Genomic DNA, 25,488 nt, shown 5'->3' with positions numbered 1-25,488 from the left:
GGCGTTCGTCAACCGGGGAGGCGACCTCAGCTTGGTCCTCTTACCACTGTATTCCATTGTCGGCGGTTCGTCCATCATCTTTCTCGACGCGAAACGCAAAAAAAGACAGGAAGCGCATGCTTCCTGTCCGTTGTCGGCGAATGTCGATTAGTTTTTGACGAAATAAGCGACTACCAGCGAAAGGATGAAAAATCCGACCGCCAAGCCGACCGTCAGACGTTGCAAGAACAAGTCGATACCGCGTGCTTTCTGTTTGCCGAACAATTGCTCCGCACCGCCGGAGATCGCACCGGATAACCCCGCGCTCTTCCCGCGTTGAAGCAGAACGACCGCAATAAGGCCCAGCGAGAAAATAACCAGAATGACTTTGAGAACGACGTCCATCGCTTACACCTCCCAAATACCGCTACAAAAACAGTATTTTCATTGTAGCATAAGCCCCATCGGGTTGACAACCTATGTCTATGGAAGCTTCCTGCCAGTTTCTCCCGAAATTCCCCTTTAGAGGTTGTTCAAAAAGCCCGATTTTGATCACGAAGTGAATCAAGAAGCTTATTCGACATCGAATCTTGAATTCAGCCGGAACTTCCGGTTCTCACGTAGGTTTGCCTACGCTCCGATCCTCATTCCCTAGCTTCTTTCAACCTTCTTGGTGCTGAAAACCGGTCTTTTTGAACACGTTTTTTTAGAAGAAGTCCATCAAGTGCGTCGTCCGAGGCGGAACTCTTTTCTCCAGCAACGCCACCGCGGTATCGCTACCGACGATTCGGCCGTATTCCCGGAGGAACGCCGGTCGGCGGTTGCCGAGCAGCATCGCCGTCAGCGCTTGGATGTCGCACGAGATCGTCCCGTTCGCAGATTCTTCCTGCTCCGTCGTGCGCGCCAGCTTGCCTTCCCCGTTACTGCTCCAGTCGAGTCGGAACAAGCCGTCGTTCCAAGGCGCCTGCGCGTCCGCGATGCGAAGAGCGACCGATTCCCCGTCCGTCCCGGGCGCCCACGCGTACTGCCGGACGAACGCTTCTGCGTCCACGATACGCGACATGAAGTATGGGAGGATTTCTTGCTTGATTCTCGGATCGGAGAGCAGGAACGGCAGCGGATCGTCGATCGGCGCGATCAACGTCGCCTCTTCGATCATCGAGTCGTGGTTCGCGATATACGTCCATAAAGCCACGCGCGCCTTCTCGGTCGTGTTCGCCATATCGTGCACGGTCAATTTGCTGTCGGCGACGTCGTAGAATACGTACCCTTCCGTTTGCCCGCTTTCGTTCTCGTACACCGCCCAAGTGCCGTTTTTCGTCAGGATCTTATTTTCCCACCAGTCGTCGTTCCGCGCCAACGTCCCGCTGTATCTCGAGGCATAGGCCGAGTAGACGCGATTGAGCGCCTCGAAGTCCGGCTTCGCGACCCGCTTCACCAGTCCCGGCACGTATAATCGGGCGGGCAGCAGCCTCGTCGGAATCGTGTACTTCTTCCGTTCGACCGTCATCTCCCAACCGAATTTGCGGTAAAAAGGAAAAGAGAACGGGTGCAGCATGCTGATCGAGTGGCCGTCCTTCTTCATCGTCTCCAGCGCGTGCGAGAGAAGCTTGCTGACGCATCCCTGACGCCTCGCGTCCGGCCAAGTCGCCACGCCCGCGATGCCGCCCATCGCCAGCTTGCGTCCTTGCACCCACGCCTCGAACGGGATGATGATCGCCGCGGACAGCAGCTTCCCGTTCTCGTCGAACGCGCCCCAATCGTGCTCCGGCCGGTAAGTTTTCCGTCTCTGCTCCATATTGCTCTCGTCGAATCTCAACTGGAACGCGAATTGGGACAACGCCATGCGCTCCTCGAATTCGTCCATGCGCAGCTGTCTGATTTCCATCGCCGATCCCTCTCCCTCTTAAGTACTATTGTAATCTTTATCCTAACAGATTCCCCGCCATGGTCACCAGAACGCCGAGTCGCGGGCATCGGCGTTCGATTTGAGCGAGGCGAATAACCGGACTTTTTCCGGCTACTCCGCTCAAGCGACCCCTCTGACGCGAAATAACCCGACCTTTTCCGGCTAATCCGCTCAATCGACCCCTCGGAGGCGAAATAACCCGACTTTTTCCGGCTACTCCGCTCAAGCGACCCCTCGGAGGCGGAGTAGCCCGATTTTTTCCGTTTACTTGACTCGGTTTGCCCGACGAAAAAAACCCGGCATCCGCCGGGCTTCCCGTTCCCTTCTCTTACAGCCAGCCGCGAGCTTTGAACCACTCGAAGTTGAGCTTCGCGCTTTCGAGGGAAGAGACGTCGTAACGCTCTTGCTCGATGATGACGTAATCGACGCCTGCTTGTTCGCATGCCTCGAGCGCGGAATCCCAGTCGACGGAGCCTTTGCCGATCTCGGTGTCGGTGCCGTCTTCTTTGAAGTCCTTCGCGTGCACGACGGGCAAACGTCCCGCGTACTTCTTGACGTAAGTCGCCGGGTCTTGACCCGCGACCTTCACCCAACCGAGGTCGAACTCAGCGAACAGCAGGTCGGAGGAAACGCGGTTGAAAACACGGTCGATGACGAGCTCGCCGTCTACCGGCTTAAACTCAAAGGCGTGGTTGTGGTAACCGAATTGCAGGCCGGCCGCCGTCACGATCTTCGCCGCTTCTTCCAGCGTGTCCGCCATTTTGTTCACGTCATCTACCGTCGGATTGTCTCCGAGCGGGTAAGAAGGCACGATAAAACGTTTCAAGCCGAGCTCGTTCGCGAACTCCACTTGTTTCTTCAAGTTATCCCAGATTGCCGGGTCGTTCACCGAAAGGCCGATATGCGCGGAAGGCGCGTTCAAGCCGGCGGCGTCGAGCGCTTGGCGAACTTCTTTGGCCGAATGGCCGTAATAACCGGCCAGCTCCACGTTACGGTAGCCGATCTCTCCGATTTCCTTGATCGTGCCCAGGAAGTCCTTCTCGCTACGGTCGCGCACGGAATATAACTGAATACCTACTTGCGGCTTGCTCATTTGAAAGTTCCACCTTCCATCGTTTGAGGTGCTAATCTGATTTTATTATAGACCTCTCGTATCATTCCCACGATGGGGGGATTTGGCTTCTTTGTATGGGATTTTGGGAGCTGCTCTCGCCCAAGCTTGCCCGCTCGTGATATAATTGGAACAAATTTACCGAAAAGGTGAGTGTACGAGTGATAGGTCGCAGCGGCAATCCCACACTGAAGGACAACTCTTTCGAACGAACGAGGCATTACGGCGGCACGGAAAGAATGACGATCGAAGGCACGGTGAACAAAGCCTTCATTACCCTCGCGATCTTGCTTGGCGGCGCATTCGTCTCCTGGTCCATGTATTTCGACGGGCAGAACGTCATGCCTTACTTGATCGGAGGCGCGATCGGCGGCTTGATTCTATCCCTGATCATCACGTTCAAGGCAACGACGTCGCCTTATCTCGTGCCGGTGTACGCCGCGTTCGAGGGCGTGTTCCTCGGAGCGGTTTCCGCCAATTACGAGGCTCGTTTCAATGGCATCACGTTGCAGGCTTCCTTGCTTACGATGTGCGTGTTCGTCGCGTTGCTGCTAGCGTACAAAACGCGGCTTATCCGCGCGACGGAGAACTTCAAGCTCGGCGTGTTCGCGGCCACGGCCGGCATCATGCTCGTTTACTTGGCGAGCTGGATTCTCGGCATGTTCGGCGTAACGATCCCTTACTTGCACGACAGCAGCCCGATCGGCATCGGCATCTCGCTCGTCATTGTCGTCATCGCGGCGCTGAACCTCGTGCTGGATTTCGACTTCATCGAGAACGGCGCGCAGCAAGGCGCTCCGAAGTATATGGAATGGTACGGCGCGTTCGGCCTCATGGTCACGCTCGTATGGCTGTATCTGGAGATGCTTCGCTTGCTCTCGAAGATCGCCAGCCGGGACTAACGAATCGGCATCAAGGAAGAGACGGAAACGGGTTATCGCCCGCTTTCGTCTTTTTTTCGTGATAGGGGTCGTTGACTGGAACAACTTTCCTCACCTTACTATCGTCTAATTGTTGTATAGAGATCGGAAAGGATGAACCGCCGCATGGATCAGTTGCCGAATCCGCCATCGGATGGAAACTTAAGCCCCGAACAACCGGTTTCACCGCTCGCAACGCCGGAAGGAACGACCGCAACCCGGATCTCGCGCCAACCGCGCCGAAAGAACGTTCGCCGCATCCTTCTCTACTCCGCGCTCGGCCTTGTGCTCGTTCTCGGCTCCGTTGCGGGATATTACGCCTACTCTTTCTACTCGTTCGCGAACAAAATATACGACGATCCGCGAGATCGCGCCCAGCCCTCGCCGTCGGCGACTTCGAACGGCAACGCCCCGTCCGTCATCCCGGTCGCGCAACCGCCAGAGTGGGTGGGCGACGAGCGCATTAATATTTTGCTACTTGGCGGCGACTCCCGAGGCGTCAACAGTTCCTCCCTGCCACGGTCGGACTCGATGGCTCTCGTCTCCATCGATCCCGTAGCCAAGACAGCCAAGATGTTCTCGCTGCTTAGGGATACATACGTCGTCATTCCCGGCCACGGCCAGAACCGGCTTAACGCGGCCATAACGCTCGGAGGCAAACTAGACGGCCCGCTGCTCGCGATGGATACCGTCCACTTCATGACCGGTCTGCCCGTGCACTTCTACGTCTACACGGATTTCGAGGGCTTCATCTCCCTCATCGACGAGCTCGGCGGCATCGACTTCGAAGTCGACAAGAGCATGAAGCACACCGACAACGCCGACGATCCAAGGTACAATATCAAGCTGGAAAAAGGCCTGCAGCACCTCGACGGCGTCACCGCGTTGCAATACGTACGCTTCCGGAGCGACGCCATGTCGGACTTCGCCCGTTCGGAGCGCCAGCGCCAATTCCTGTTCGCCATCGCCGATAAGCTGCAGAGCACGACGTCACTCCTTAAGCTTCCGCAAGTGCTGGACGGCATTGCCCCTTACATCAAGACGAACATCCCGCCCGGCGATCTGCTGAAGCTCGCTCGGCTCGGCATGAAGCTCGATACGAGTCAATTGCATGGCGTCCAGATCCCGCAGAACGGCGCGTTCAAGAACGCCCTCGTCGAATCGATGGACGTACTCGTGCCCGACGTCGAGAAAATTCAGAGCTATATCCAAGAGCAATTGCAGCCGCCGACGGCAACGAATCCGATGTAATTTCGCATGCGCAAGCACTTATATAATTTCAGTAACTGGAATCGCGCGTTGCCGCGTTATAAAGAAGGACGAACCCGAGTGCCGAGGCACAGGGTCCGTCCTTCTTTATTTTCGCGCCGTGCTCCAATGGCCGTTTTATATTTTCAGAACCTCCAGAAGCTTATAGATCATCGCTGCGGCTTCCGCCCGGGTTGCCTTATGATCGGGACGGAAAGTTCCGTCCTCATAGCCGTTCAAGATTTCTGCCGACACTGCCGCCTCAATCGGCGCTTGGGCCCATTCGGGTATGGCCGCAGCATCCGTGAAGCGACCTGCTCCGCTCTCGGCTACGTTCTCTTCCGCGCCCAACGCGCGTGCGATCATGACGGCCATTTCCGCACGAGAGATCGTCTGATCGGCCTTGAACCGTACAACCCCTTGCTCCGAATATCCGCCCACGAGACCGGCTTTCACCGCAGCGGATACGGCAGATTTGGCCCAGACCGGAATCTCGCTATCATCCGCAAAATCGGTAACTCCCGTGGTTGCCGGAAGCCCCAACGCTGCGGCTAGCATTGTCGCAAATTGCGCCCGCGTTACCGTTTCATCCGGACGGAACGTTCGATCCGGGTAGCCTTGGATCACTTTCATGCCAACAAACCGTTCGGTATACGCCGTTGCCCAATGCCCTGCCAAATCGGCAAACTGTGCCGGCTCGTATTCAAATACGGCGAATTTCGTGAAATGGCTGACGCTTACCGTTACCGTCCCGTCCGCGTTAACCGTTCCTCCGATATAAATCCATCGATGCTGCAGTTCGTTGTAGTAATAGACGGCCGCTTGACGCCCATCGCCGATTTTGTCCGTTTCATAATGAAAGGTGATTTCCAACGGCTTATCGAACGTATGACCTGTCGAGCTTGTAAATTCGACCACCTGGCTTACCGCTTCAAGCCCGCCTGTCGGCGGAGCCTGATTAGGGGCGACAATCGCTACGAATATTTTCCCGTCTTGAGGTACAGCTCCAGCCGGAACCTTCAGCTTGGCCACATCCTTGATTTCCCCTGACCCGCCTTGCTGCGGATCGACGTTCATTTGCAGCTCGTCGTCACGCGTCGTTTCCGAACCCGATGCAGGGGCCGAGCCGATGTCACCGCTTCCGGTACCGCCGCTGCCGCCTGAGCCGATCGTGATTTTCTTCGCTTCGAATTGCGCCACCGCCGCGTTCAACGCGGCAATCGTAGCATCCACATTCGCTTGCGTAGCGGCGGCGTCGCTCACCACCGTCGACGCGGCCGTTATCGAGGCTTGCAGGGTCGCCTTCGACCCGCTTGGGTACTGACCGTCGGCAGAGCCTTCCGTCGCCGCGTCATGCTTCGATTGAGCCGCTACGATTGCCGTTTGCAACGACGACTTATTCACCATGATGACCTTGGATTCGAATTCCGCCACCATCGCGTTCAGCGCGGCAATCGCAGCATCCACTTGCGCTTGCATAGCGGCGGCGTCGCTCACCACCGTCGACGCGGCCGTTATCGAGGCTTGCAGGGTCGCCTTCGACCCGCTTGGGTACTGACCGTCGGCAGAGCCTTCCGTCGCCGCATCGTGCTTTGTTTGAGCCGCTGCGATCGTAGTTTGCAATGACGACTTATTCACGATGATGATCTTCGCTTCGAATGCAGCCACCGCCGTGTTCAGCGCGGCAACCGCAGCGTCTACTTGCGCCTGCGTAGCTGCGACGTTGCTCGCCACCGTCGACGCAGCCGTTATCGCCGCATTTAGGATTGCCTTCGACCCAGTTGGGAATTGGCCGTCGGCCAAGCCTTCCGTCGCCGCGTCGTGCTTTGCTTGAGCCGCTCCGATCGCCGTTTGCAACAACGACTTATTCACGATGATGACCTTCGTTTCGAATTCCGCCACCGCCGCGTTCAGCGCGGCAACCGCGGCATCCACTTGCGCTTGCGTAACTGCGGCGTCGCTCGCCACCGTCGACGCGGCCGTTATCGAGGCTTGCAGGATCGCCTTCGATCCGGTTGGGTACTGGCCGTCGGCCGAGCCTTCCGTCGCCGCGTTGTGCTTCGCTTGAGCCGCCACAATCGAGGAAGCAAGCGCAGATTTGACAACGGGCGGAGGAACCGCAATTTTCACTCGGTCGCTCTCCGAACGAAGAGCGGCAACATCCGTCACGGTTACATAAACGAAAGGACCTGCGATTCCCTCCTCCACGTCTACCGTCAAGCTGCCGGCCATGCCGCCCTGCGTGGCCGTTCCGATTCGATTACCCCCGGAAGGCGAATCGTAAACATGCACGATTGCTTGCGCGGCTACATTCATGACGGTCAATCGATCCGATCCGGTCTCATGGTTCATTATCGTTACGTCATTAGGCAAAGGGGAAGGCGTCTTCTCTTGATCGACCGTAACGGAAATCGTTGCCGTTACGGTATGCCCTTGTCCGTCGCCAACTTCCACGCTAACGTCCGTCGTGCCGACTCTGACGGGCTGAAGGACCAGCCTACCGTTCGAATCCAAGCTTACGAGAACGATATCCGGTTCGTCGGAAACCGGACTGCCGAGACGGAGGAGATCCGCCGCATCTTCGTCCGTCGCCAATTGTCCCGCTTCGACGACAACCGGAGCGCCGCCCAAAGTAAGCGTACGGGATTGACCCGTTAGCGCGACCGACGGACGGTTCGTCGACGGAGCAATGCTCACATCGTGAAAATAATACTCGTCAAGCGCATCCGTCTCGCTGTTCAACTGTATGAGTGCCAAGTATGCGGAGCTAGACGACGTGACACCGGCGGGAAGCGAGATTTCATCCCCGCCGGCGGTTGCCGACATGACAACCGTATAGGACTTTCCGGCTTCCAGGCTGACGCCTGAAGACAGATACAGCTCAAGCCGATGCCCGCTATTGTTGATAGAGACATTCGCATGTGGAACAGTCGAACCATCCGTATTGTCGCGGATCACATAGTCGCTCTTATTTTTGATCAGCGGATCTACGCTTAACGATGGCGCGTTCGTTTCCTCATATGGAAAGTCGAATCGAATGACGTTTGCCCTGTCCGAAGAAGGCGTGAACGTGACGATCTCGTCGCCCGGTTGCAGCCTGTAGTCCGTCTCCAGCTTCAACCCGATCGTCGGAGCGGATTGGAACGTGCCCGGCGACAGGTTCCGAACGGCAACGTCGACGGTGCTGAACGCGTTGCCCGCGGCATCCGTCGCGACTCCCCCCGCGTAGGCGATCGTCACTTCGTCGTTATTCGTGGCCGTTGTCGCTAGCAGTTTAGCGAGCACGCCTCGCTCATTCTCTATTTGCGCGGCAAATTCCAACGGAACCGGTTCCCCGTTTACTTTAACCTGGAAATCGCCTGCGCCAAAGTAATCCGGCTTCACAAGATCCTCTGTATATTCGAATATGATCACGTCCCGGTTAATGACCGCGTTCGTAATGACCGGCGGCGTCTTATCAATGGAAAAATGTACCGTTACGCTATTGCCGCTGCCATTCGTCACGACGAGGGTGTACGTTCCTTCGTCGCTAACGATCGAACCGTTTTCGAAAGGGTTGCCATTAAGCTGCGCCGTCGTTCCAGTAAACGTGATCGTACGTCCCTCAGCATACACTCCGCCTTCCGCCACCCCATCGATGGTAGGAAGGGGCTCATTGACCGAAAGCGCAACCGTCGTCTTCGGACCGCTGGCGCTATTATGATTGGCCTTGTAAGTAAAACTGTCGTTGCCAATAAAATCGGCGTTGGGAATATAAGTAAACGTTCCGTCTTGATGAAATGTCAAAGATCCGTGAGCCGGCTCCGCCACGACGACGGCTGCCGACGCATTCGTGTCGTTCGCGAGCACACCGGACGAAGGGGCCACCGTTAACGAACCGTTTTGACTTAGGCTATAGCTATCCGGGGTTGAAGAAACGGGAATTTGTTCTTCCACAAACGGAAAATAACCATCCGTATTAAAATAGTAATTAAGTTTGTACGGCACTGGAGACGCGTCGCTTAAATCCGGCAGACCAAAAGCAGTCCCATTGTAAGCAAACCGTCGGTCAAGCAAAGCAAACAGCGGGGCGTAGAATTGGATGGGATACATCTGGCCTTCAGCCGGCGTATAAAAGTTAGCATGCATATTGTAAATTGGAAACAACGAGATTTGACCGAGCCATTCCTCGCCCATTAATTCAGTTGAATCGAAGCCTGACATCGAGATGGCATAACATATTTGCGCCGTCCCGCCGTTATCGCTCGGAACGTTAATCGAAGCAAGGTTAGGCAGGGCGAATGTATTAATGCCATCTCCGCCGAAGGCATTGCCGATTTTATAAAATAATGATTCATTCCCCGCTTTCGGAAACACGCTTCCATCCGTCCAATGCGCGGAAGCTCCGGGATCGAGATCAAAAGCAACCAATCGGATTTCCCCCGCCAGTGGCAAAATGAAATCCCATCCGGTTGTCGGAAAGATTCCGCTAATCGAGATATAATAATCGACGCCGTCGATCGGCGCGGCTTTCCGCAAGTCGGGCAGCTTGAAATTCGTGACGCCGTCTCCTCCGTATTTGGTCCCGATCAGCGAGTATAATTCCCCATATTCCGCAATACTCAAGATTTGCCCGTTGCAATAGGCCCAGCCTGAAGGTGGCCCGCCGTAAGGAAACAGCCGAATTTCACCCATTAGCGCAGAGCCGCTAGAGGCAGATACGGGCTTCGCGAAGCTTAAACCGCTCAGAAGCATCGTTAAAATCATGAAAGCAAGCAAAACCTTTTTCCCAGTCGGCGACTTACGCAACTTGCTCATCTCCCTATCGAACGAAGTAAAACATCTTTCGATAGCGTAGCAAGGCATTCTCCCAAAATTCTCACAAAAACAAAAAAAGGCCAGGACTCCTCAAACAAGGGCGCCCCGGCCTATTCCTCCGTCTTATATTTTCAGAACCTCCAGCAGCTTATAAATCATCGCCGTCGCTTCCGCCCGGGTTGCTTGATGATCGGGCCGGAAAGTTCCATCCTCATAGCCGTTCAAAATTCCTGCCGAAACGGTCGCCTCAACCGACGCTTGGGCCCAGCCCGGAATGGCCGCAGCATCTTTGAAGCGATCTGCTCCGCCATCGGTTGCATTCCCATCTGCACACAACGCGCGCGCGATCATGACAGCCATTTCCGCTCGGGTGATCGTTTGATCAGCCTTGAAACGTACTGCCCCTTGCTCTGGATATCCGTTTATAAGACCGGCTTTCACCGCTGCGGCTACGGCTGATTTGGACCAGGACGGAATTTCGCCATCATCCGCAAAACCGGTAACTCCAGCGGCTGCCGGAAGCCCCAACGCTGCGGCAAGCATTGTCGCAAATTGCGCCCGCGTTACCGTTGCATCCGGACGGAACGTTCGATCCGGGTAGCCTGTAATTACTTTCATGCCCATCAACCGGTCGATAAGCACCTTCGCCCAATGCCCTGCCATATCGGCAAACGAGAGCGGCTCATATTCGAAAACGGCGAATTTCGTGAAATGGCTGACGCTTACCGTTACCGTCCCGTCCGCGTTAACCGTTCCTCCGATATAAATCCATCGATGCTGCTGCTCGTTGTAGTAATAGACGGCTGCTTGACGCCCATCGCCGATTTTCTCCTGATCATAGTGGAACGTAATCTCCACAGGCTTACTGAACGTATGGCCGGTCGAGCTTGTGAATTCGACCACCTGGCTTGCCGCTTCAAGCTCGCCTGTCGGAGGAACCTGATCATCGGCGACAACAGCCACGAATATTTTACCATCCGCCGGCACCGCTCCTGCCGGAACCTTCAGCTCGGCCAAATCTTTTATTTCCCCTGACCCGCCTTGCTCCGGAGTTACGCTCATTTGCAGCGGACCGGCGCTATTCGGGACTGGATCTGCTGACGGAGCTGGACCGTTGCCGCTACCGCTGCTGCCGCTGTCGCTTCCGCTGACAGGCTTCGCGCTAACCTGAGCGGAATTTACGCTTTCTCCAATCGCGTTGTGCGCGGTGACCACATAATAGTACGTGGTTCCGTTTGTTAAACCAGTATCGACATAAGCTGCCGATGTGAGATTCGTCGCGATCGTCACATAAGGACCTCCGTCGATCGTGCTGCGCTTCACGGAATAGAATTCCGCTGTTCCCACGGCACTCCACGCTAAGGCAACTTGGCGGCTGCCTGGCGCAGCCGCCAAGCCCTCAGCCGAAGTCGGCACAGAAAGCGGCGTTACCGGAGCCGAGGCGACGGACGCGGGTGAAGTGCCATTCGCGTTGACCGCGACAACGGTGAAGGTATATGCCGTTCCGTTCGTCAGACCCGTTACCGTGATGGGGCTAGACGAACCGGATGCCTCTTTGACGGCCTGTTCATCTTTCCAAGCCGTAACCCGGTATTCCGTGATCGGGCTCCCGCCATCATCCGAAGGCGGCGTGAAACGGATCGTCGCCAGTCCGTTGCCCGCGGAGGCGGTCACTCCCGTAGGTGCTCCCGGTATCGTTCCGGGACGAACAATCGACAAAGGCGTTGCGCTTACTTGCTCGGACATCTCGCTCAAGCCTATCGAGTTCCCCGCTTTCACGATAAAGTAATAGGTTGTGCCGTTCGTCAGGTTCTGGATCGTGTAAACAGAGTCCGCTACCGTTGCAACTGCAATCTCCCCAAACTCTCCTGGAACGTCTGCCAAATAAACCGCATAGTAAGTGGCCCCCGTCACCGTGTCCCATTCCAGCGCAACCTGACGGTCTCCTCCAACTGCAACAAGGTTCTGCGGATTCGCAGGTACTTCAGAAACCGGTGCCGCCGCGACTGTTATCGTTGCCGTGCCGCTCTTGGAACTATCCGCCGTCGATGTTGCGGTAATCGTGTAGTCGCCCAAAGCGGCGTCGCTTGCGACCGTGACCATCCCCGAAGCATCGACGGCGACTTTCCCGCTCGCATCGCCGCTTGTCCAAGCAGCCGTCTGGGCCGCTCCACCCACGACGGTTACGGTCGCCGTCAACTGCAGGCTTTCCCCTTGAGTAACAGTCGCGCTGGCCGGGCTTACAACCATGCTCGTGACGGAGGGAGTCGGTGTCGAGTCGCCGATAGTGACGATCAGCGTCGGATCCGTTCCCGCGCTCATGTCGAACATGAATACTTGATCCCCTGCATCCAGGGCGGCCAAATATTCCTTTTTGATCGTCACCGTGTCGCTGGAAATAGTGTAGTCGGTACCCGAAATCAACGGCGTACCGCCATTCGAGATGTTCTGAAACGTATTGCCGTTCAGCGTCATCGTTGCTGTGACGTCCGCCTGCGCCGATGCATTCTTGTCGAAGGGGGCCGTCTCCGGACTGATCGCGCTGTCCAAGGTAAACCTTGATATCGCAACCTCTAGCATCCCTTTTTTCATCGGACTGGTCTTCGAAGTCGCCACCAGTGTGAACTTGCTCTTGTCGGCCGCCGAATCGGTGACCGTAACCGCCCCTGAATCCGCATCCACGCTGACGCCGTCAACCGCACTCTGCAAGCTCCACGTTACCTGTTCACCCGTCAATATCGCGCCGTTTTGATCCTTAACCGTAGCCGTATACGTTTCCGTCCCCGAATGACCGCTCTGCAAGTCGATCGACGTCGGACCCGAAATCTCAACCGTAGTCACGACGGTAACATCGACGGTCGGCGTGAAAAAGATCATCTGCACTACGCTCGGCAGCGCGGCGGCTGTCGCGGCCGTCCTCACCCTGAATGTTTTCGTGCCGGACAATTCAGGCGGCGTCGAACCGGCAACCCATGTCGATCCGCCGTCCAAGCTATATTCGTAAGCGTCCGTCAGCCCCGTTATCGTGTCCGCCGTATCGTCGTATTCGAGATTCGGCGCAGCCGCCGGCGGAGCGATGACCGCGACCGAGCGGACATTCGTATGATCCGAAGCTTCTCGAACATAGACGTTTCCGGCAGCAAAGGCGATGTCCAACGTCTCCCCATCGCTTGCGGTGCTCCAACTCCCGTCCGTTCCATCCGTAGAATCCAGGCTGTAATCCATTCCGGAGGTCGTACCCGTGATTTTGCCGGCCGCCACGTTGACGGCCACATCCAACATGTGGTCGCTCGTACTGGCCGCGGTCCGCGTAACCTTCACAGTGTAGGTTTTCGTCGCGACCCCGTCCTGGCCCTTGACGACAATCGGGATCGTATTATCCCCTGTAACTAGCGGGACCGTAACCGCATGCCCGCTCATTGCCGGATTCCCGTTCACCGTCATCGTCGTCGCGCCGTCTGCGAGCGTCGGCGTAATATCCACGCTTGCAACGGGGTAAGCGACATTGACCGTATAGTTCGTGGTGTCCGCGTCAAATGACAGCGTTCCTTCGCTAATCGTCAAGCCGCCCAAATCCACATACGAACCAATCGCCAATCGGCTAATCTCGTTTCCTCCCGCGAACAACGTGCCATTCAAATAGGCGAGGTCACTTGCAAAATACGGGCTGCCGTCAAGCTTTTTCCACATGCCGTTCCGGTTGGTCCATACGCCGTCGTACGCCCCTACATAAAGCGTGCCGTTTAGCCCGAACATGGAGTAAACGACGCTCGGTGTGCCGCTCAGCGGCGTCCAGACGCCGTCTTTATAGACTTGTATCCCGGAAGAGCTCTCTACATACAAAGCACCATTCAGGTTGACGAAGTGATCCACGTCGGCAGGCGAGCCCGGAACGAGCGTCCAGCCTCCTTCGCCGTACGTCCATATATCCTGAGAGGTCGCCCCGTACAGCGTTCCGTTCGCTTCGGCCAGGACTCGGATACTTCCCGTATCCGGCATCGTCCCCGGCGTCTCCGACCAAGTTCCGTCACGGTAAGCGTACACTTTCAAGTCCGTAGATAGCGCGTACAACGTACCGTTCACGTACGCCAGTGATATGACGCTATCCGGCGAGCCCGGCATTCGTGCCCAATTGCCGGTTTCGAACGTCCATACCTCGTTGACATCGGATGCCGCCGTCGATCTCGTCCCCGCGTAGAGCTTGCCGTTAGCTTGAATCAAATCTTTCACGGCGCTCATCGGGGTCACGATCTCCGTCCATTCGCCATTGCTATAAGCCCAAGAGCCGCCGGCCCCATACGAATACAGCGTTCCGTTAAGAACTTCGAATTCGCTGATAGATCCCGGCATTCCCGGTATATGTGTCCACATCCCGCCGCTGTAAGTCCACATCCCGTTGCTGCCGACATCCGAAACCATTGCCACCAGCATGCCGTTCAGTACCGCCAACGCGGTTACGTTGTTAGGCGATCCATCGATTTTCGACCATGTGCCGTTCTCATCCGCTTTCCAAACGCCGTCGTATTTGGACAGCGCATAGACTGTGCCTTCCACAACACTCAAGCTGTTCACATAGTCAAGCGAAACGCCCGTTCGCGAAAAATTACCGCTTGCGTCCATGGACCAAATCGCTTGACTCCTTTCATTCGTTACCATATGCAGGGTCCCGTTCGCATAAGCGAGGTCCGTCACAAAGACTAACGAATCCGGCGGCACGAACACGTTCGTCCATGTTCCATTCGTCTTATCGTACTTCCACACGCCTTTATCGCTTCCAGCGTACAGCGTGCCGTTCGAGTTCGCCAGCGCTGTTACCAGTCCCAAATTACCGCTCGTCGCCGACCATTCGCCGCTGTTGTCCATCTGCTTGACGCCTAAAGAGCTGTTCGCGGCATAGAGAATGCCGTCTATGTACTCGAGATCAGCCACGAACCCGTTTACCCCGCTGGATGGAATCAATTCCCCGCTCACGCCCATCGACCAGACGGGTTGAATGCCGGAGGAGCCCGCATACAAGATCCCGTTCGCGTATTCAAGGGTACGCACGTTCCCTGGCGAGCTAAAGTGCCCCCACATGCCGTCGCCGTATACCCACAAGCCGCTACCAGGAGAACCCGCGTACAACTCTCCGTTCACCGCGACCAGCGACGTGACGTCGGCAGGGGGTTCGAACGGCACATCCGTCGTCCATGTCGGCGCCGCCGCGCTTGCCGTCATCGCCGGACCGGACAGCACCGATAAGACGATGGCGGGCAGCAATAGCCATGCCGCGACCCGCCTCCACATTTCAATCCCAAACCAAATATAATGCTGCTTCATCAAAGCACCTCTAATCAATAGAAATCAACAGATTCGATCTATTGACGACAGGGTACCAGACGATTCTCCCAAAATTCTCACAAGACGACAACCGGCATGAAGAAAAAAGAGACTCCGTTTCAGAGTCCCTTTGCGCAAACCCGATATCATCGACTCATGCTTGCCGCAAGCTCCCGCATCGCGGCCGAGGGAGCGATACCCAGCTCGTCCTCCAGCAGCCGCCTGTAGCTCTCGTAATGCCGGCAGAACGCCGCCGCGTCTCCGCTCTCCGCGCAGAGCCGCAGCAGCTCCGCGTTCATCTCTTCGTCGAGCAGCTCGTGCCCGAGATAGAGGGAAAGCACGTCCTTGGCGGACGCGAGATCGCCTTGCCCCCGGTGCCAAGCCGCCAGCATCCGCGCAAGCGTTGCCTGCTGCGCGGACGCCTCAGCCGCGATGCCCGCGCTCCATGCATAATCCTTGCCTCCGAACAAGGTTCCCCGGCAAGAAAGCTGCAGCTTCTTCGCTTCCGCGGCGTTCCGCCCATCGATCTTGGCGGAGCGGCCCAGAAACTCCCGCAGCCGCCCGAAATCCGAAAACTCCGCGCCCGAAGCCAAATGATACCCTTCGTTCGTGCTGCCGAGCTCCAAGGAGAACCCCGCTGCTTTCAGTGCCTTTTTGAGCCGGTAGACGGTGTTATGGACATTATGGAGCCCGCGCTCTTCATCGAGATCCGGCCAGAGGAGATCGGACAGCTGCCACTTGTTCACAAGCCGGTTCGGATAAGCGAGCAGGTAAGCGAACAGCTCCTCCGTCTTCCGGGTCGGCCAGTTCACCATGCCGCCGCCCGCCCCTCTTGTTTCGAACGTACCGAAGCAACGGACGGACGGCACCGCTTCCTCGGCCGGCTCGCGGTTCCCCGCTCTCAGCGAATGGTTCTTCGAAAGTCGGCCCGCGACCCTCTCCAGATCGTCCGGCGTGACCGGCTTGAGCAAATAATCGACCGCGCTCACGCGGAACGCGTCGACCGCGTAGCCGGGATAAGCCGTCGTGAACACGACCTGGAGCTCTTCGTCGATCGCTTTAAGCTTTTCCGCCAGCTCGATGCCGCCCATCTTCGGCATCTCGATGTCGAGAAAGGCGGCGTCCGGCTTCAGCTGCGAATACCGTTCCAGCGCCTCGATCGGACTCGTGAACGCTCCCGCGACCTCTAGCATCGGATGCCGGCCGACAAGCCTCTCCATCAGATCCAAGATCGGCTCCTCGTCCTCCACGATGATGACGCGAAGCATGTTTACTCCCCCCTGCATCTTCAGCTTGCCTTCGTGTGCCGATCCAACCAGCTCAGCATATCCGCGAAGAAACGCTCCCGCCCCAAATCATCGAACGGGCGGTGCCGCATGGCATCGTACTCGTAGGTTTGTTTGTCCCCGGAACCGACCGAATGGTAAAATTCCCGTAGCTTCCCGGGGGGAGTAATCTCGTCGCCAAGTCCGTATTGCAGCAGCAGCGGGAGTTGAATAGACTTTGCCTGTTTCATGACCCGTGATACGGCTTGCATCATGCCGAGGCCCAAACCCGGCGTTACCGTATCGTGCCGTAACGGATCGGAGGCCAGCCGATTTCGAATTTCGGGATCTTGCGTGAGCAAATCCGGGCTCCCGTTTTTTTGAACGGTCATATCCGGCTTCAGTTTCCCCATGAGGACAACAAGGCATTTTTCAAAGAAGGGCGATTCATAGGAAATGGCAGGAGCAATCAGCACGAGCCCCGAAATCCCCTGGCCATAAAATAACGAATAATCCGCGCTAATGAGTCCGCCAAGGCTATGTCCCATCACGTAAACGGGCAGTCCGGCGGTCTCGGAGGCGACCAACTCGCGAAAAGCATGCAGATCACCCCGATACTCTTCCCATTTGCGGATACTCCCCCGGACCCCCGGGCTTCTGCCATGTCCCCGCAAATCATGGGCATATACGTGGTAGCCGCTGTCGGCCAATTTTTCAATTAGGTTCTCCAGCCCTCTGCTGTGGTCGCCGTGTCCGTGAACGGCAATGACCGCTCCTCGAACCGTTTCCCTTGATGTCAGTATTCTTCTGTAAAACAGTTCAACCCCGTTAACCCCGTAAAAGGTTCCTTCCGAGACTGCCACTAACGAATCCCCCGCTCGCTGTAAGTAAATGCCAGTACCCTATATTCGAATGATAGATGAGCCCGCTCCCAAAATTCTCCCAAGGAGGGACAACGGTCTACCTGCAACCGATGTCCTTTTAACCCGCTCCCAATGCCGCCACACCCTGCTTCGGCAAATAAACGGTGACCTTCGTCCCCCGCTCCAATGCGGAATCGACCGTCACGCTCGCGCCCGGAATAGCCGCCAGACGCCTGCGGACGTTCGTCATCCCGATGCCGGCGCTTTCCGGCCGGTCGCCTGCTCTTAGGCGGTAGAGCGTGTCATCCGCCATGCCGACGCCGTCATCGGCGATATCGAATCGGATATAACCGTCACCGTCCGCGATGGTCAACGTTACCGTGCCGTTGCCTTCTTTTTCGAACAGGCCGTGCCGGATCGCGTTTTCGACGAACGGCTGGAGGATCAGCGAAGGAATGACGGCCGTTTCGAGATCCGGATCCGTCTGCAGCTTGTAGGCTAGCCGTGCGCCGAACCGGGCTTTCTCGATTTCCACGTATGCTTTGATAAGCTCAAGCTCCGTGCTTAGCGGCACGAACAACGCCTTTTGGTCGCGTTCGAACACGATTCGCAAATAGCGGCTCAGCATGGATAGCAAATAAGCGGCCTTTTCCCCGTCGGTATAGCAGAAAGAGACGATGCTGCTGATGGCGTTGTACAGAAAATGCGGTTTAATTTGCGCTTGCAGGAACGCCATTTCGTTCTTGACGGCCCGGTCCATCGAGGTTTTCATCGACAATAACGTCCGTACCCTTGCGGCGAGCGTCTTCGGATCGAACGGCTTGGCGATGAAGTCGTTCCCTCCCGCCCGGAAGCAAAGCTCTATATCGTGCAGGGAATCCTTCACCGTCGCGAACAGAACGGGCAATTCGAGCACCGAACGCGTTTCCCGTACGGTCCGGCATAGATCGATGCCCGACATCTCCGGCATCATGACGTCGAGGATCATCAGATCGATCCGCGGACGATCTTCCAGCTTGCGGAGCGCCTCCTTCGCGGAAAAAGCCGTCAGCACGTTGTACTCGTCGCCCAGCAGATTGAGCAGGATACGGACGTTGGACGCCTCGTCGTCGACGACAAGCACGGTGTACTCCCGCGTCTGGTCGACGATATCGAGCTCCGCCGGGAAGACCTGGCTTGGCCGTTCCGCGGTAGCGGCAACATAACCTTCCGCGGATGCCCAGCCCTTGGGATCGGCGGCCGGGAGGGTGAACGCCATCCGCGTGCCTTGTCCAGGCTCGGAGCGCTCCACGCGGATTCGGCCGCCCATCCGTTCCACCAATTGGCGGCTGATGTATAGACCAAGCCCCATTCCCGTGTAACCGTCCTGAGGCAGGAGACGTTCCGCTTGCTCGAAATATCCGAAGACCGCTTCATGGCTTTCCTGCGGAATCCCGATTCCCGTGTCCTCCACCCATACGGTAACTTGGCCGTCCGCAACCGTCGCGCCGATCTCGATCCAGCCTTTTTTCGTATGCTTGATCGCGTTATGGATCAGGTTGTACAGCACCTGACGCACCCGGTTTTCGTCTGCGAGGACGAACGTACCCGGAGCAATACGGTTCTCCCATCGCACATCCTTGCCCGCCAGCTCGAACTCCAGCACCTGGAACGCCGTCCGAGCGGCGACTCGCAGGTCCAGAACCGTCTCCTGCAGCCCCAGATCCCCATGCTTCATCCGGACGACGTCTACGAGATCGTTCACGAGCGCGGACAGCTTTGTGGACGTATCCTGGATGAGAGACAGCTCGCTCCGCTGCTTGTCCGTAAGTGCCCCCGCCTTCCCGTCGAGCAAATAGGAGGCCATATTCTGGATGCCGTGCAGCGGCGTCTTTAATTCGTGCGACGTGTTCGCCAGAAATTCGTCCTTCAGCTTATCCCGTAGGATCAATTGCTCCGTCAACTGTTCTGTGCGATTCGTGGCGCGGGCGAGACGGAAAGCAAGTAGTGTGTTCATGAATGCGATGACCGCGAGAAACGCGATCTTCTGGCCAAGATAGGTTTCGACCAAACTGAGGGAATAGAAGATTCCGAACATCGCAATCATCGTGATCGCCACGATCATCCCGACAAGCAGAATAATTTCCTTGCGGTCCAATTGACCGTCTTGCTTGATATACAACCGTATGGCCCGGTAGAGGTAATAAGCAATCAACAGTGCCGCATAGTACGATATAGGATCGCTGAAGCTCGAATAGTACGAATAAGGAAGCGTCGCAACCGCAACGAGAAAAACGGCAATCGGAGCCATAAGCAACTTAAGCAGCCTGAGAGACATCAGCTTGCCGTCCAAATGATAGAGGAAAATCCCAAGCACCACGTAATTCAACAAGCCGGCAAAATAGAAAATTTGCTTCGCTAATTCGTAAGAAAATCCCGGAACGAGTTGGAGCAGCAGCTTATCCCCGCTCATTGAGGCTACGGAAAGCAAGGTTAAGAAATATATGGCGCTGAATAGATAGGCTCTGTCCTTCGGCCTTATGACGTAGAGACTCAAATGATATCCGCTAAATAGCAGCATGATGAGCATACCGGCAAGCTCTACAGCGAAGAGGATCCGGTCCTTGAGGAGCATGTCCGCCTGTAAACCGAGCTGCAATTCCTCGAATCCCCCGGAATGAGCGTAATTCTCGTTCGCCACTTGAAGCATGATATCCAAATTCCTGGTTACATTTTGGACGAACGTCGTGTACGGCTTGTTTTCCGGCTTGTAATCCTGCGGATTATCGGACGGATTTCCCCCGTTCCCGATCAGAAGGCCGTTCACATATAGTCGGTGCGCCCGATTGATGTTGTTCACCCGTATGCCGTAGCTGCCGCCCTCCTTGAGCTTGACGGCCAGCCGATATGTACCGTACGGGGCTTGGCTCGCCTCATTCGGAGGGCTTCCTCCGTACCAAGCATTCGGGATGCGGGAGGTGATGGCACTTATGCCGCCTTCTCCGCCGCTTCGGAAATCGTCCGGCGTTAGCAGCCGGTTCGGATAGAACGTCCACTCACCGTCGAGATTGACGAAACCGCTCCCGTCGAAATCCCATTCGCTCAGATCCAGCACGCCGTCCTGCGCGATCGGGGCCGACCGGTTCGGCACCGTATATTCGTAAATCCCCATCAGCAGAAGAATCGAAATAAGCGGAATCAACGTCAGGCCTAACGCCCGGAAGCCGAAACGCACCCCTTTTCGCAAACCTATGCTTCCCACCGCCGTCCCTCCCGACTTCCCCATTTTCGCTAGCATATCAGCTTGCGCTCCCAAGATACTCCCAAGGCCATTATCACAGAATTTTCGACAACCCGCCACGTTAAGAAAAAACCGTCAGTTCACCCTGACGGTCCTTGCGCTATGCTTCTTCTATCCGATTAGAATCATTTTTGAGGACTCAGAGTTTTGATTAGCTCGGTAAGCTCCTCTACACTGTGAACATTCCCTGACCCGCTGACGATCCCCGACTTGTCTGCCACATAGAGATAGGGAGTCGACGGCACCTTATACAAGTCTGTCATTTCATCCTCTCGTATAGGATATACGGGAAAGTCGAATTCATAATAATCCGTTAATTGACGAATTTCCTCCTCCTTGCCTTTGACGAACATCCGCACGCCTCCCGCAAAACCGCTCAAAAACGAGGGCAAGTCCGACAATAGATAAACGCACTCCCGGCATGTTAAGGAGATAAACAAGGCGAGGTTAACATCGTTTGTCGTCCCCGCAAATTCCAAAGGGAACGGTTGGCCAGGCGGAATCGCTTCTACTGCAACTTTCCCGGACTGCTTCATCTGAATAGACTTAAACAACTGTTGGAACGCTCCCATATTTAGACCGGACCCCCTCCATGGTATAAGCTTCAAACATACGACTGTATTTTCCATTCAATTGCAGCAATTCATCATGATGACCTTGTTCGACGATTCGCCCTTCCTGAAGGACGACACTCTTGGAGAAAAGAGGGCAGACGTTCATCCGGTGAGTAATGGCAATCAACGCTTTAGTCGAGCGCTCCGTCATCAGATCGTGGAAAAAACGCTTCTCCGTCTCGGGATCCAATGCCGAAGTGGCTTCATCCAGAATTAATACCGGAGAATCCTTATATAAAGCTCGAGCGATCGCGAGCTTCTGCCACTGTCCCCCGGACAATTGAGTGGCTCCGGTTCGATCAAGGCCAACAATCGAATGCTTATCCATTCCCTCCGGGAAAAGATACGGATACCGCTTCCTTATAGCCTCGTAACGGGCGTCGTCGGGATCGGCGCTCATCGTCACGCATTCGTAGATCGAGAATGGATAGTTGATATAATCCTGCGTAACGATCGATACCTTTTTGTAAATTTGTCGACGTTCAAGCCTGTTGGTATCGGCTCCGTTGTAGAAAATCATTCCCGCATCCACCTCATGGAGCCCCGCGATCAGCTTGGCCAAAGTCGATTTGCCGCAACCGTTATCGCCTACCAGCACGATACTATCGCCTAACCGAATCTGCAGAGAAACTTGCCGGATCGTCGGCCAATCCCGGCCCGGGTAAGCAAAGATTAGGTTTCTCAATTCAATCGTTCGAAGCCTCTGTTGGAAGAGCATCGGCTCGTCTTTCTTCGATTGTTCGCTCAAGTATTCATTCAAAAAGCCGATCACTTTCTTCTTCGTCAATTTATAGTGGTGCAGTTGCCCGGCATATGAAGCAAGCGACAACAAAGAGGCTTCCAGCACTCCCGTAGCGGCAATGACCGAGATGTAAGCTCCAAGGGTAATCGAGTGCTGAATGACGCCGACAATAAGCAGGAACTGTACCGCGATCTGAGCGATGACGGCTATACAGGAGTAACCCATCTTTCGTATGGTTTCCAGTCGATTGAAGCGCAGCTCTTGCTTCATATTTTCGGCGTAAGCTCTCCTCCACTTTCTCATGATGAATAGTTTGGAAGCGAATACGAGTTGCTCCGAGAAGGTGGCCGGATTGAATAGCAGTTCTTGAAGCAGCGTTTTCTCGCGGGCAACCTCGGATGTCCGCACCGCGAAGACAAACCGGTCTCGGGCAGTCCGCCGTTCTTGATGCCACTTGGGCGCATTCAACAAGAGAATAACGAATGGCAAATACCATACATGTTTGAAGATCAGAATCATATAAGTTCCGATCGATACGACGGCAACCGTGATTTGCATAAAAGTCAAATATAATCCCGCCAAAGATTGAAAGCTGAACCGCACCACGTTCAAATCGTTTTTGAATCCGGGAGTTTCGGTTCTGCTGATGGTGACGGGTTCGATCGAAAAGGCTAATATCCGGTCCAAATTCCCTTGTACCCGAAGTTGAATTCCGTTCTGCCTATATTGTTGGTATAGGCGAAGCAACGCCGCGCAGATCAGCAAAGCGAACAACTCGGCAAGCAATAATAACGCCGTTCGCGGAGAGGCCAGGGCAACCAGCTCGTCCGTCATATTCTTCGTGACATCCAGTTGATAGGACGTCAGGGCGGTTAACAGAAGTCCAATCAGCGCCGTGATCGCGTAATCCTTATACGTTCCCTCCAGAACCTGCTTGTTGAACGATCGAGAATCAGTCATGACGATAGCGGGGGAGTCCGGAGCGGTTCAATCAACCGCTGGAAGGACTCCAGATCCAAGAACGGATGCGTCGACAAAATTCGTCTGTCCTCGCCTACACAAAATGCCGTGGGCAAGTACTGCATTTTTAAATATCGATTCATGAGGTGAGGCATGACGATGTAGATCCTGGCCCGATTGTTGAAAATGTTTCTTAGCTCGTGAAGAGCGGCGGGATGTGTATCCATTAAGATCAACACGTTCAAGTCGCTGCTGCGCATTGTATAGTCGTTCAAAGCATCCAGGGTCTGTTCGCATAAATCGCACCCCGTGCTTCCCAACACGAGGACAAGATGATCCGTAATATAACTGTGTAAATTCGTCTCCGTTCCATTCTCGTCTTGAATCGTCAAATCCGGAAGCAACTCGCCCGCTTTCAATGTTTCTTCTTCGAATCTTTGCAGTACGGGAGGCTTTTCTTTTTTTAAATAACGGTTTATCATCCAATCCCCTCTCTTCGCTTCGATATCGAATCATCTGCATTATAGAGCATTATTTTACCTATTTCCCTAAATTGCGCATTAATATTCCCGCAAAATAATTGACACCATCTATAATAAATGTAAACATTAGGCATGAACTTCCAAACGGAAAGGGGAGAAGCCAAATGGTCATTATGTTATGGACTCGATGTTGGACATGCTCTTTGCCGCTTGAGACAGAAATCGTTTTCAAGGGGCATCAACTGATTTCCATCGTCAACCGCAATGAACTAACCCCTCTTCAGTTGGATTCAATCAAGCACATTCTCTTATACTGGCCAACGCTATCGGCAAGCGATTTGGACGTCTGCCTCTCGATTCGCAAGAGCTATTCCATGCCCGTCACTCTCATCTGCCAGCGATTAAATCCTGAGGACGCTTCTGTATTAACCTTGCACGACATTGAGATTATCGAGAACAATGTAAGCGTTTCATTGCAACGCATTCAACCGGCGGAGGCCATTGAGCCCGAACCTAACGTCTCTCAGGCGTTGTCTAGATCCGGTACTGAACGCTCGATTCAACTGATGCATTCAACTCGAACGGTAAAGGTGGGAAATAAAGAAGTCGAGTTAAGCCGAAGGGAATTCGGCTTGCTGAAGTTCATGTTTGAGAGAAGCGGGAAGATTATCGATCGCGAGGAGCTGATTCATTCGATCTGGGACGGAGCGGCCGCAGACTCCAATGTGTACATCACCATTCAGAAGCTACGTCAGAAGATTGAGGAGAACCCTCAATATCCGAAGTACATTGTCACCAAAAAAGGCGGAGGCTATATGCTCTATAACCAATAAGCCTTGGAAGGCGGGAGATTTTTATGATTCGTTTGTTCATAGACACGTCGATTGCGCTATTGTTCATGTCGGCTTTCTATTTCAAAATCAAAAAACCGAGAGACACCGTTCGGAACATCCAAGCCTATCGAGTCGTCAGTGGCGCTTGGGCCATTGGGGCCGCGATCGTTCTCCTCTTCGCCGAGCTGTCAATCGCGCTGTGTTACATCTACGATTGGTTCGGATTGTGGAGAGACCTGGCTTGCGTCGGCATGCTCGCGGCTTTTCTCTATTTGGTGTTAAAACGGAAGAACGAGGGGCAAACGGATTGCGGCTGCTTCGGATCGATTCGTTGGCTGAACCGCTCCCCCCTACTCCGGAACCTAGCTATGTGCCTGGCGATTGTCTGCCGCGAATGGCTGCCGGCCCGAACGGCTTCGGCTCCTGATTCTACCCTGTTACTGATGCTGCTCGTGCTGCTCGTTCTAGCGTCGGATGCGGTACTTCTTATCCGAACCTTCAAGGAGTATTCGTCCTATGGCAACCTTCGAGCACAATGAGTCTTTTATCGCCTTGGCCGCGATCGCCGTTTTTATTTTATCCGGTGGAATCGCCTGGATAACCCGTCAAATCCACATTCGGGAGAATCGATTGATTAAGCTGATTTGGAAGGAACTGAATTTTGTCGAACCGTTCGGGGACAATCGGCAGGCGCTGCTCATTCTTCGTCTGGATTCGAATCATTTCGTTCTTATGGATAAGCTTCTTCAAGACGAGCGCCTCCCCCCGCTTCATATCTGCCTTCTCGGTCCGTCTTGGCTCGCGTCAACCAAACAGACGATCTGGCAGCGGCATGTCGTCAGACCGGGAGAGTCATGCTCTATCTGTGGCAAGTTCGGTTCGCCGAACGACCGGATCTTCGTTCTCGACAACGGCGTCGTTCGGGAGAGAAGCCAGGAGCCCGTCATCTTTTTGGAGGAATGGTCCACACGGCTCGCGCGAAAACCGGCTTAACAAAACGATTTGCAAGGCGGATTGGATCTACCTTGCAAATCGTAAGTTCTTGGAAGTGCTAGCAATCGCAATCTTGCCAGTAGCTGTTATTCCAATAACAATAACTCGGCGCTCCGGAAACGGGAGGTCTGCACTTATCCCAAGTATTCAAGTACAGCGCTTGATTGCTCCAA

The 25,488-nt window shown here is 55.2% G+C and carries 16 protein-coding genes; 5 read left to right on the top strand and 11 right to left on the bottom strand.

From position 1 onward, the window contains the following. Positions 1 to 147 precede the first annotated feature (147 nt). The 3 genes from secG to ACFPPD_RS22715 form a co-directional block, all read right to left on the bottom strand. Complete coding sequence (gene secG / locus ACFPPD_RS22725; protein ID WP_209745757.1) at positions 148 to 384, bottom strand: preprotein translocase subunit SecG; 237 nt, start codon at positions 382 to 384, stop codon at positions 148 to 150. A 301-nt stretch (positions 385 to 685) separates the two neighbouring features. Beyond that, positions 686 to 1,867, bottom strand: a complete 1,182-nt coding sequence (locus ACFPPD_RS22720) for a GNAT family N-acetyltransferase (protein WP_209745754.1) — start codon at positions 1,865 to 1,867, stop codon at positions 686 to 688. Positions 1,868 to 2,216: 349 nt separating this feature from the next. Next, positions 2,217 to 2,981, bottom strand: coding sequence for a sugar phosphate isomerase/epimerase family protein (locus tag ACFPPD_RS22715; protein ID WP_209745751.1), 765 nt, complete (start codon positions 2,979 to 2,981; stop codon positions 2,217 to 2,219). Positions 2,982 to 3,160: 179 nt separating this feature from the next. On the opposite strand from ACFPPD_RS22715, the gene ACFPPD_RS22710 reads away from it, so the two are divergent. Together ACFPPD_RS22710 and ACFPPD_RS22705 are read left to right on the top strand one after the other, a co-directional pair. Further along, entirely contained in the window at positions 3,161 to 3,901 is a 741-nt protein-coding gene (locus tag ACFPPD_RS22710) for a Bax inhibitor-1/YccA family protein (RefSeq protein WP_209745748.1), read from the top strand. Positions 3,902 to 4,045: 144 nt separating this feature from the next. Beyond that, complete coding sequence (locus ACFPPD_RS22705) at positions 4,046 to 5,170, top strand: LCP family protein (RefSeq protein WP_209745745.1); 1,125 nt, start codon at positions 4,046 to 4,048, stop codon at positions 5,168 to 5,170. A 135-nt stretch (positions 5,171 to 5,305) separates the two neighbouring features. Here the strand turns inward: ACFPPD_RS22705 and ACFPPD_RS22700 are convergent, their stop codons facing one another. From ACFPPD_RS22700 to ACFPPD_RS22665, 8 genes are all read right to left on the bottom strand, one after another. Next, a complete protein-coding gene (locus tag ACFPPD_RS22700; protein WP_209745742.1) occupies positions 5,306 to 9,955 on the bottom strand; it encodes a tail fiber protein in 4,650 nt (1,549 codons plus the stop codon). A gap of 132 nt (positions 9,956 to 10,087) precedes the next feature. Beyond that, complete coding sequence (locus tag ACFPPD_RS22695) at positions 10,088 to 15,283, bottom strand: S-layer homology domain-containing protein (protein ID WP_209745739.1); 5,196 nt, start codon at positions 15,281 to 15,283, stop codon at positions 10,088 to 10,090. A gap of 146 nt (positions 15,284 to 15,429) precedes the next feature. Then, on the bottom strand, positions 15,430 to 16,551 hold the full coding sequence (locus tag ACFPPD_RS22690; protein ID WP_209745736.1) for a response regulator: 1,122 nt from the start codon (positions 16,549 to 16,551) through the stop codon (positions 15,430 to 15,432). A 20-nt stretch (positions 16,552 to 16,571) separates the two neighbouring features. After that, positions 16,572 to 17,411 (bottom strand): alpha/beta hydrolase, encoded by an 840-nt coding sequence (locus ACFPPD_RS22685; RefSeq protein WP_209745733.1) that lies wholly within the window; start codon positions 17,409 to 17,411, stop codon positions 16,572 to 16,574. A gap of 118 nt (positions 17,412 to 17,529) precedes the next feature. Next, a complete protein-coding gene (locus ACFPPD_RS22680; RefSeq protein ID WP_209745730.1) occupies positions 17,530 to 20,652 on the bottom strand; it encodes an ATP-binding protein in 3,123 nt (1,040 codons plus the stop codon). 164 nt (positions 20,653 to 20,816) lie between these two features. After that, a complete protein-coding gene (locus ACFPPD_RS22675; RefSeq protein WP_209745727.1) occupies positions 20,817 to 21,263 on the bottom strand; it encodes a TlpA family protein disulfide reductase in 447 nt (148 codons plus the stop codon). Next, a complete protein-coding gene (locus ACFPPD_RS22670; RefSeq protein ID WP_209745725.1) occupies positions 21,238 to 23,007 on the bottom strand; it encodes an ATP-binding cassette domain-containing protein in 1,770 nt (589 codons plus the stop codon). Before ACFPPD_RS22670 ends, ACFPPD_RS22675 begins: the two co-directional genes overlap by 26 nt. Then, complete coding sequence (locus tag ACFPPD_RS22665; RefSeq protein ID WP_209745723.1) at positions 23,004 to 23,489, bottom strand: TlpA family protein disulfide reductase; 486 nt, start codon at positions 23,487 to 23,489, stop codon at positions 23,004 to 23,006. The genes ACFPPD_RS22670 and ACFPPD_RS22665 overlap by 4 nt, the downstream gene beginning before the upstream one ends. A 164-nt stretch (positions 23,490 to 23,653) precedes the next feature. Here ACFPPD_RS22665 and ACFPPD_RS22660 point away from each other — a divergent pair, with 164 nt between their 5' ends. Genes ACFPPD_RS22660 through ACFPPD_RS22650 form a run of 3 tightly spaced genes read left to right on the top strand, consistent with a single transcriptional unit; the run spans position 23,654 to position 25,315 of the window. Then, a complete protein-coding gene (locus ACFPPD_RS22660) occupies positions 23,654 to 24,322 on the top strand; it encodes a winged helix-turn-helix transcriptional regulator (protein ID WP_209745721.1) in 669 nt (222 codons plus the stop codon). Between the two features lie 23 nt (positions 24,323 to 24,345). Beyond that, positions 24,346 to 24,861: a MauE/DoxX family redox-associated membrane protein gene (locus ACFPPD_RS22655; protein WP_209745719.1), complete on the top strand. Its 516-nt coding sequence runs from the start codon at positions 24,346 to 24,348 to the stop codon at positions 24,859 to 24,861. Next, entirely contained in the window at positions 24,839 to 25,315 is a 477-nt protein-coding gene (locus tag ACFPPD_RS22650; protein WP_209745717.1) for a hypothetical protein, read from the top strand. The genes ACFPPD_RS22655 and ACFPPD_RS22650 overlap by 23 nt, the downstream gene beginning before the upstream one ends. Positions 25,316 to 25,488 lie beyond the last annotated feature (173 nt).

Source organism: Cohnella suwonensis (assembly GCF_042655365.1).
Classification (GTDB): Bacteria; Bacillota; Bacilli; order Paenibacillales; family Paenibacillaceae; genus Cohnella; species Cohnella suwonensis.
This window is presented reverse-complemented; position numbering and strand designations above follow the sequence as displayed.

Bases quoted from the DNA above. Each gene is read 5' to 3' on its own strand.
- secG (WP_209745757.1), bottom strand. From the start codon at position 384: ATGGACGTCGTTCTCAAAGTCATTCTGGTTATTTTCTCGCTGGGCCTT.
- ACFPPD_RS22720 (WP_209745754.1), bottom strand. From the start codon at position 1,867: ATGGAAATCAGACAGCTGCGCATGGACGAATTCGAGGAGCGCATGGCG.
- ACFPPD_RS22715 (WP_209745751.1), bottom strand. From the start codon at position 2,981: ATGAGCAAGCCGCAAGTAGGTATTCAGTTATATTCCGTGCGCGACCGT.
- ACFPPD_RS22705 (WP_209745745.1), top strand. From the start codon at position 4,046: ATGGATCAGTTGCCGAATCCGCCATCGGATGGAAACTTAAGCCCCGAA.
- ACFPPD_RS22695 (WP_209745739.1), bottom strand. From the start codon at position 15,283: ATGAAGCAGCATTATATTTGGTTTGGGATTGAAATGTGGAGGCGGGTC.
- ACFPPD_RS22690 (WP_209745736.1), bottom strand. From the start codon at position 16,551: ATGCTTCGCGTCATCATCGTGGAGGACGAGGAGCCGATCTTGGATCTG.
- ACFPPD_RS22675 (WP_209745727.1), bottom strand. From the start codon at position 21,263: ATGGGAGCGTTCCAACAGTTGTTTAAGTCTATTCAGATGAAGCAGTCC.
- ACFPPD_RS22670 (WP_209745725.1), bottom strand. From the start codon at position 23,007: ATGACTGATTCTCGATCGTTCAACAAGCAGGTTCTGGAGGGAACGTAT.
- ACFPPD_RS22665 (WP_209745723.1), bottom strand. From the start codon at position 23,489: ATGATAAACCGTTATTTAAAAAAAGAAAAGCCTCCCGTACTGCAAAGA.
- ACFPPD_RS22660 (WP_209745721.1), top strand. From the start codon at position 23,654: ATGGTCATTATGTTATGGACTCGATGTTGGACATGCTCTTTGCCGCTT.
- ACFPPD_RS22655 (WP_209745719.1), top strand. From the start codon at position 24,346: ATGATTCGTTTGTTCATAGACACGTCGATTGCGCTATTGTTCATGTCG.
- ACFPPD_RS22650 (WP_209745717.1), top strand. From the start codon at position 24,839: ATGGCAACCTTCGAGCACAATGAGTCTTTTATCGCCTTGGCCGCGATC.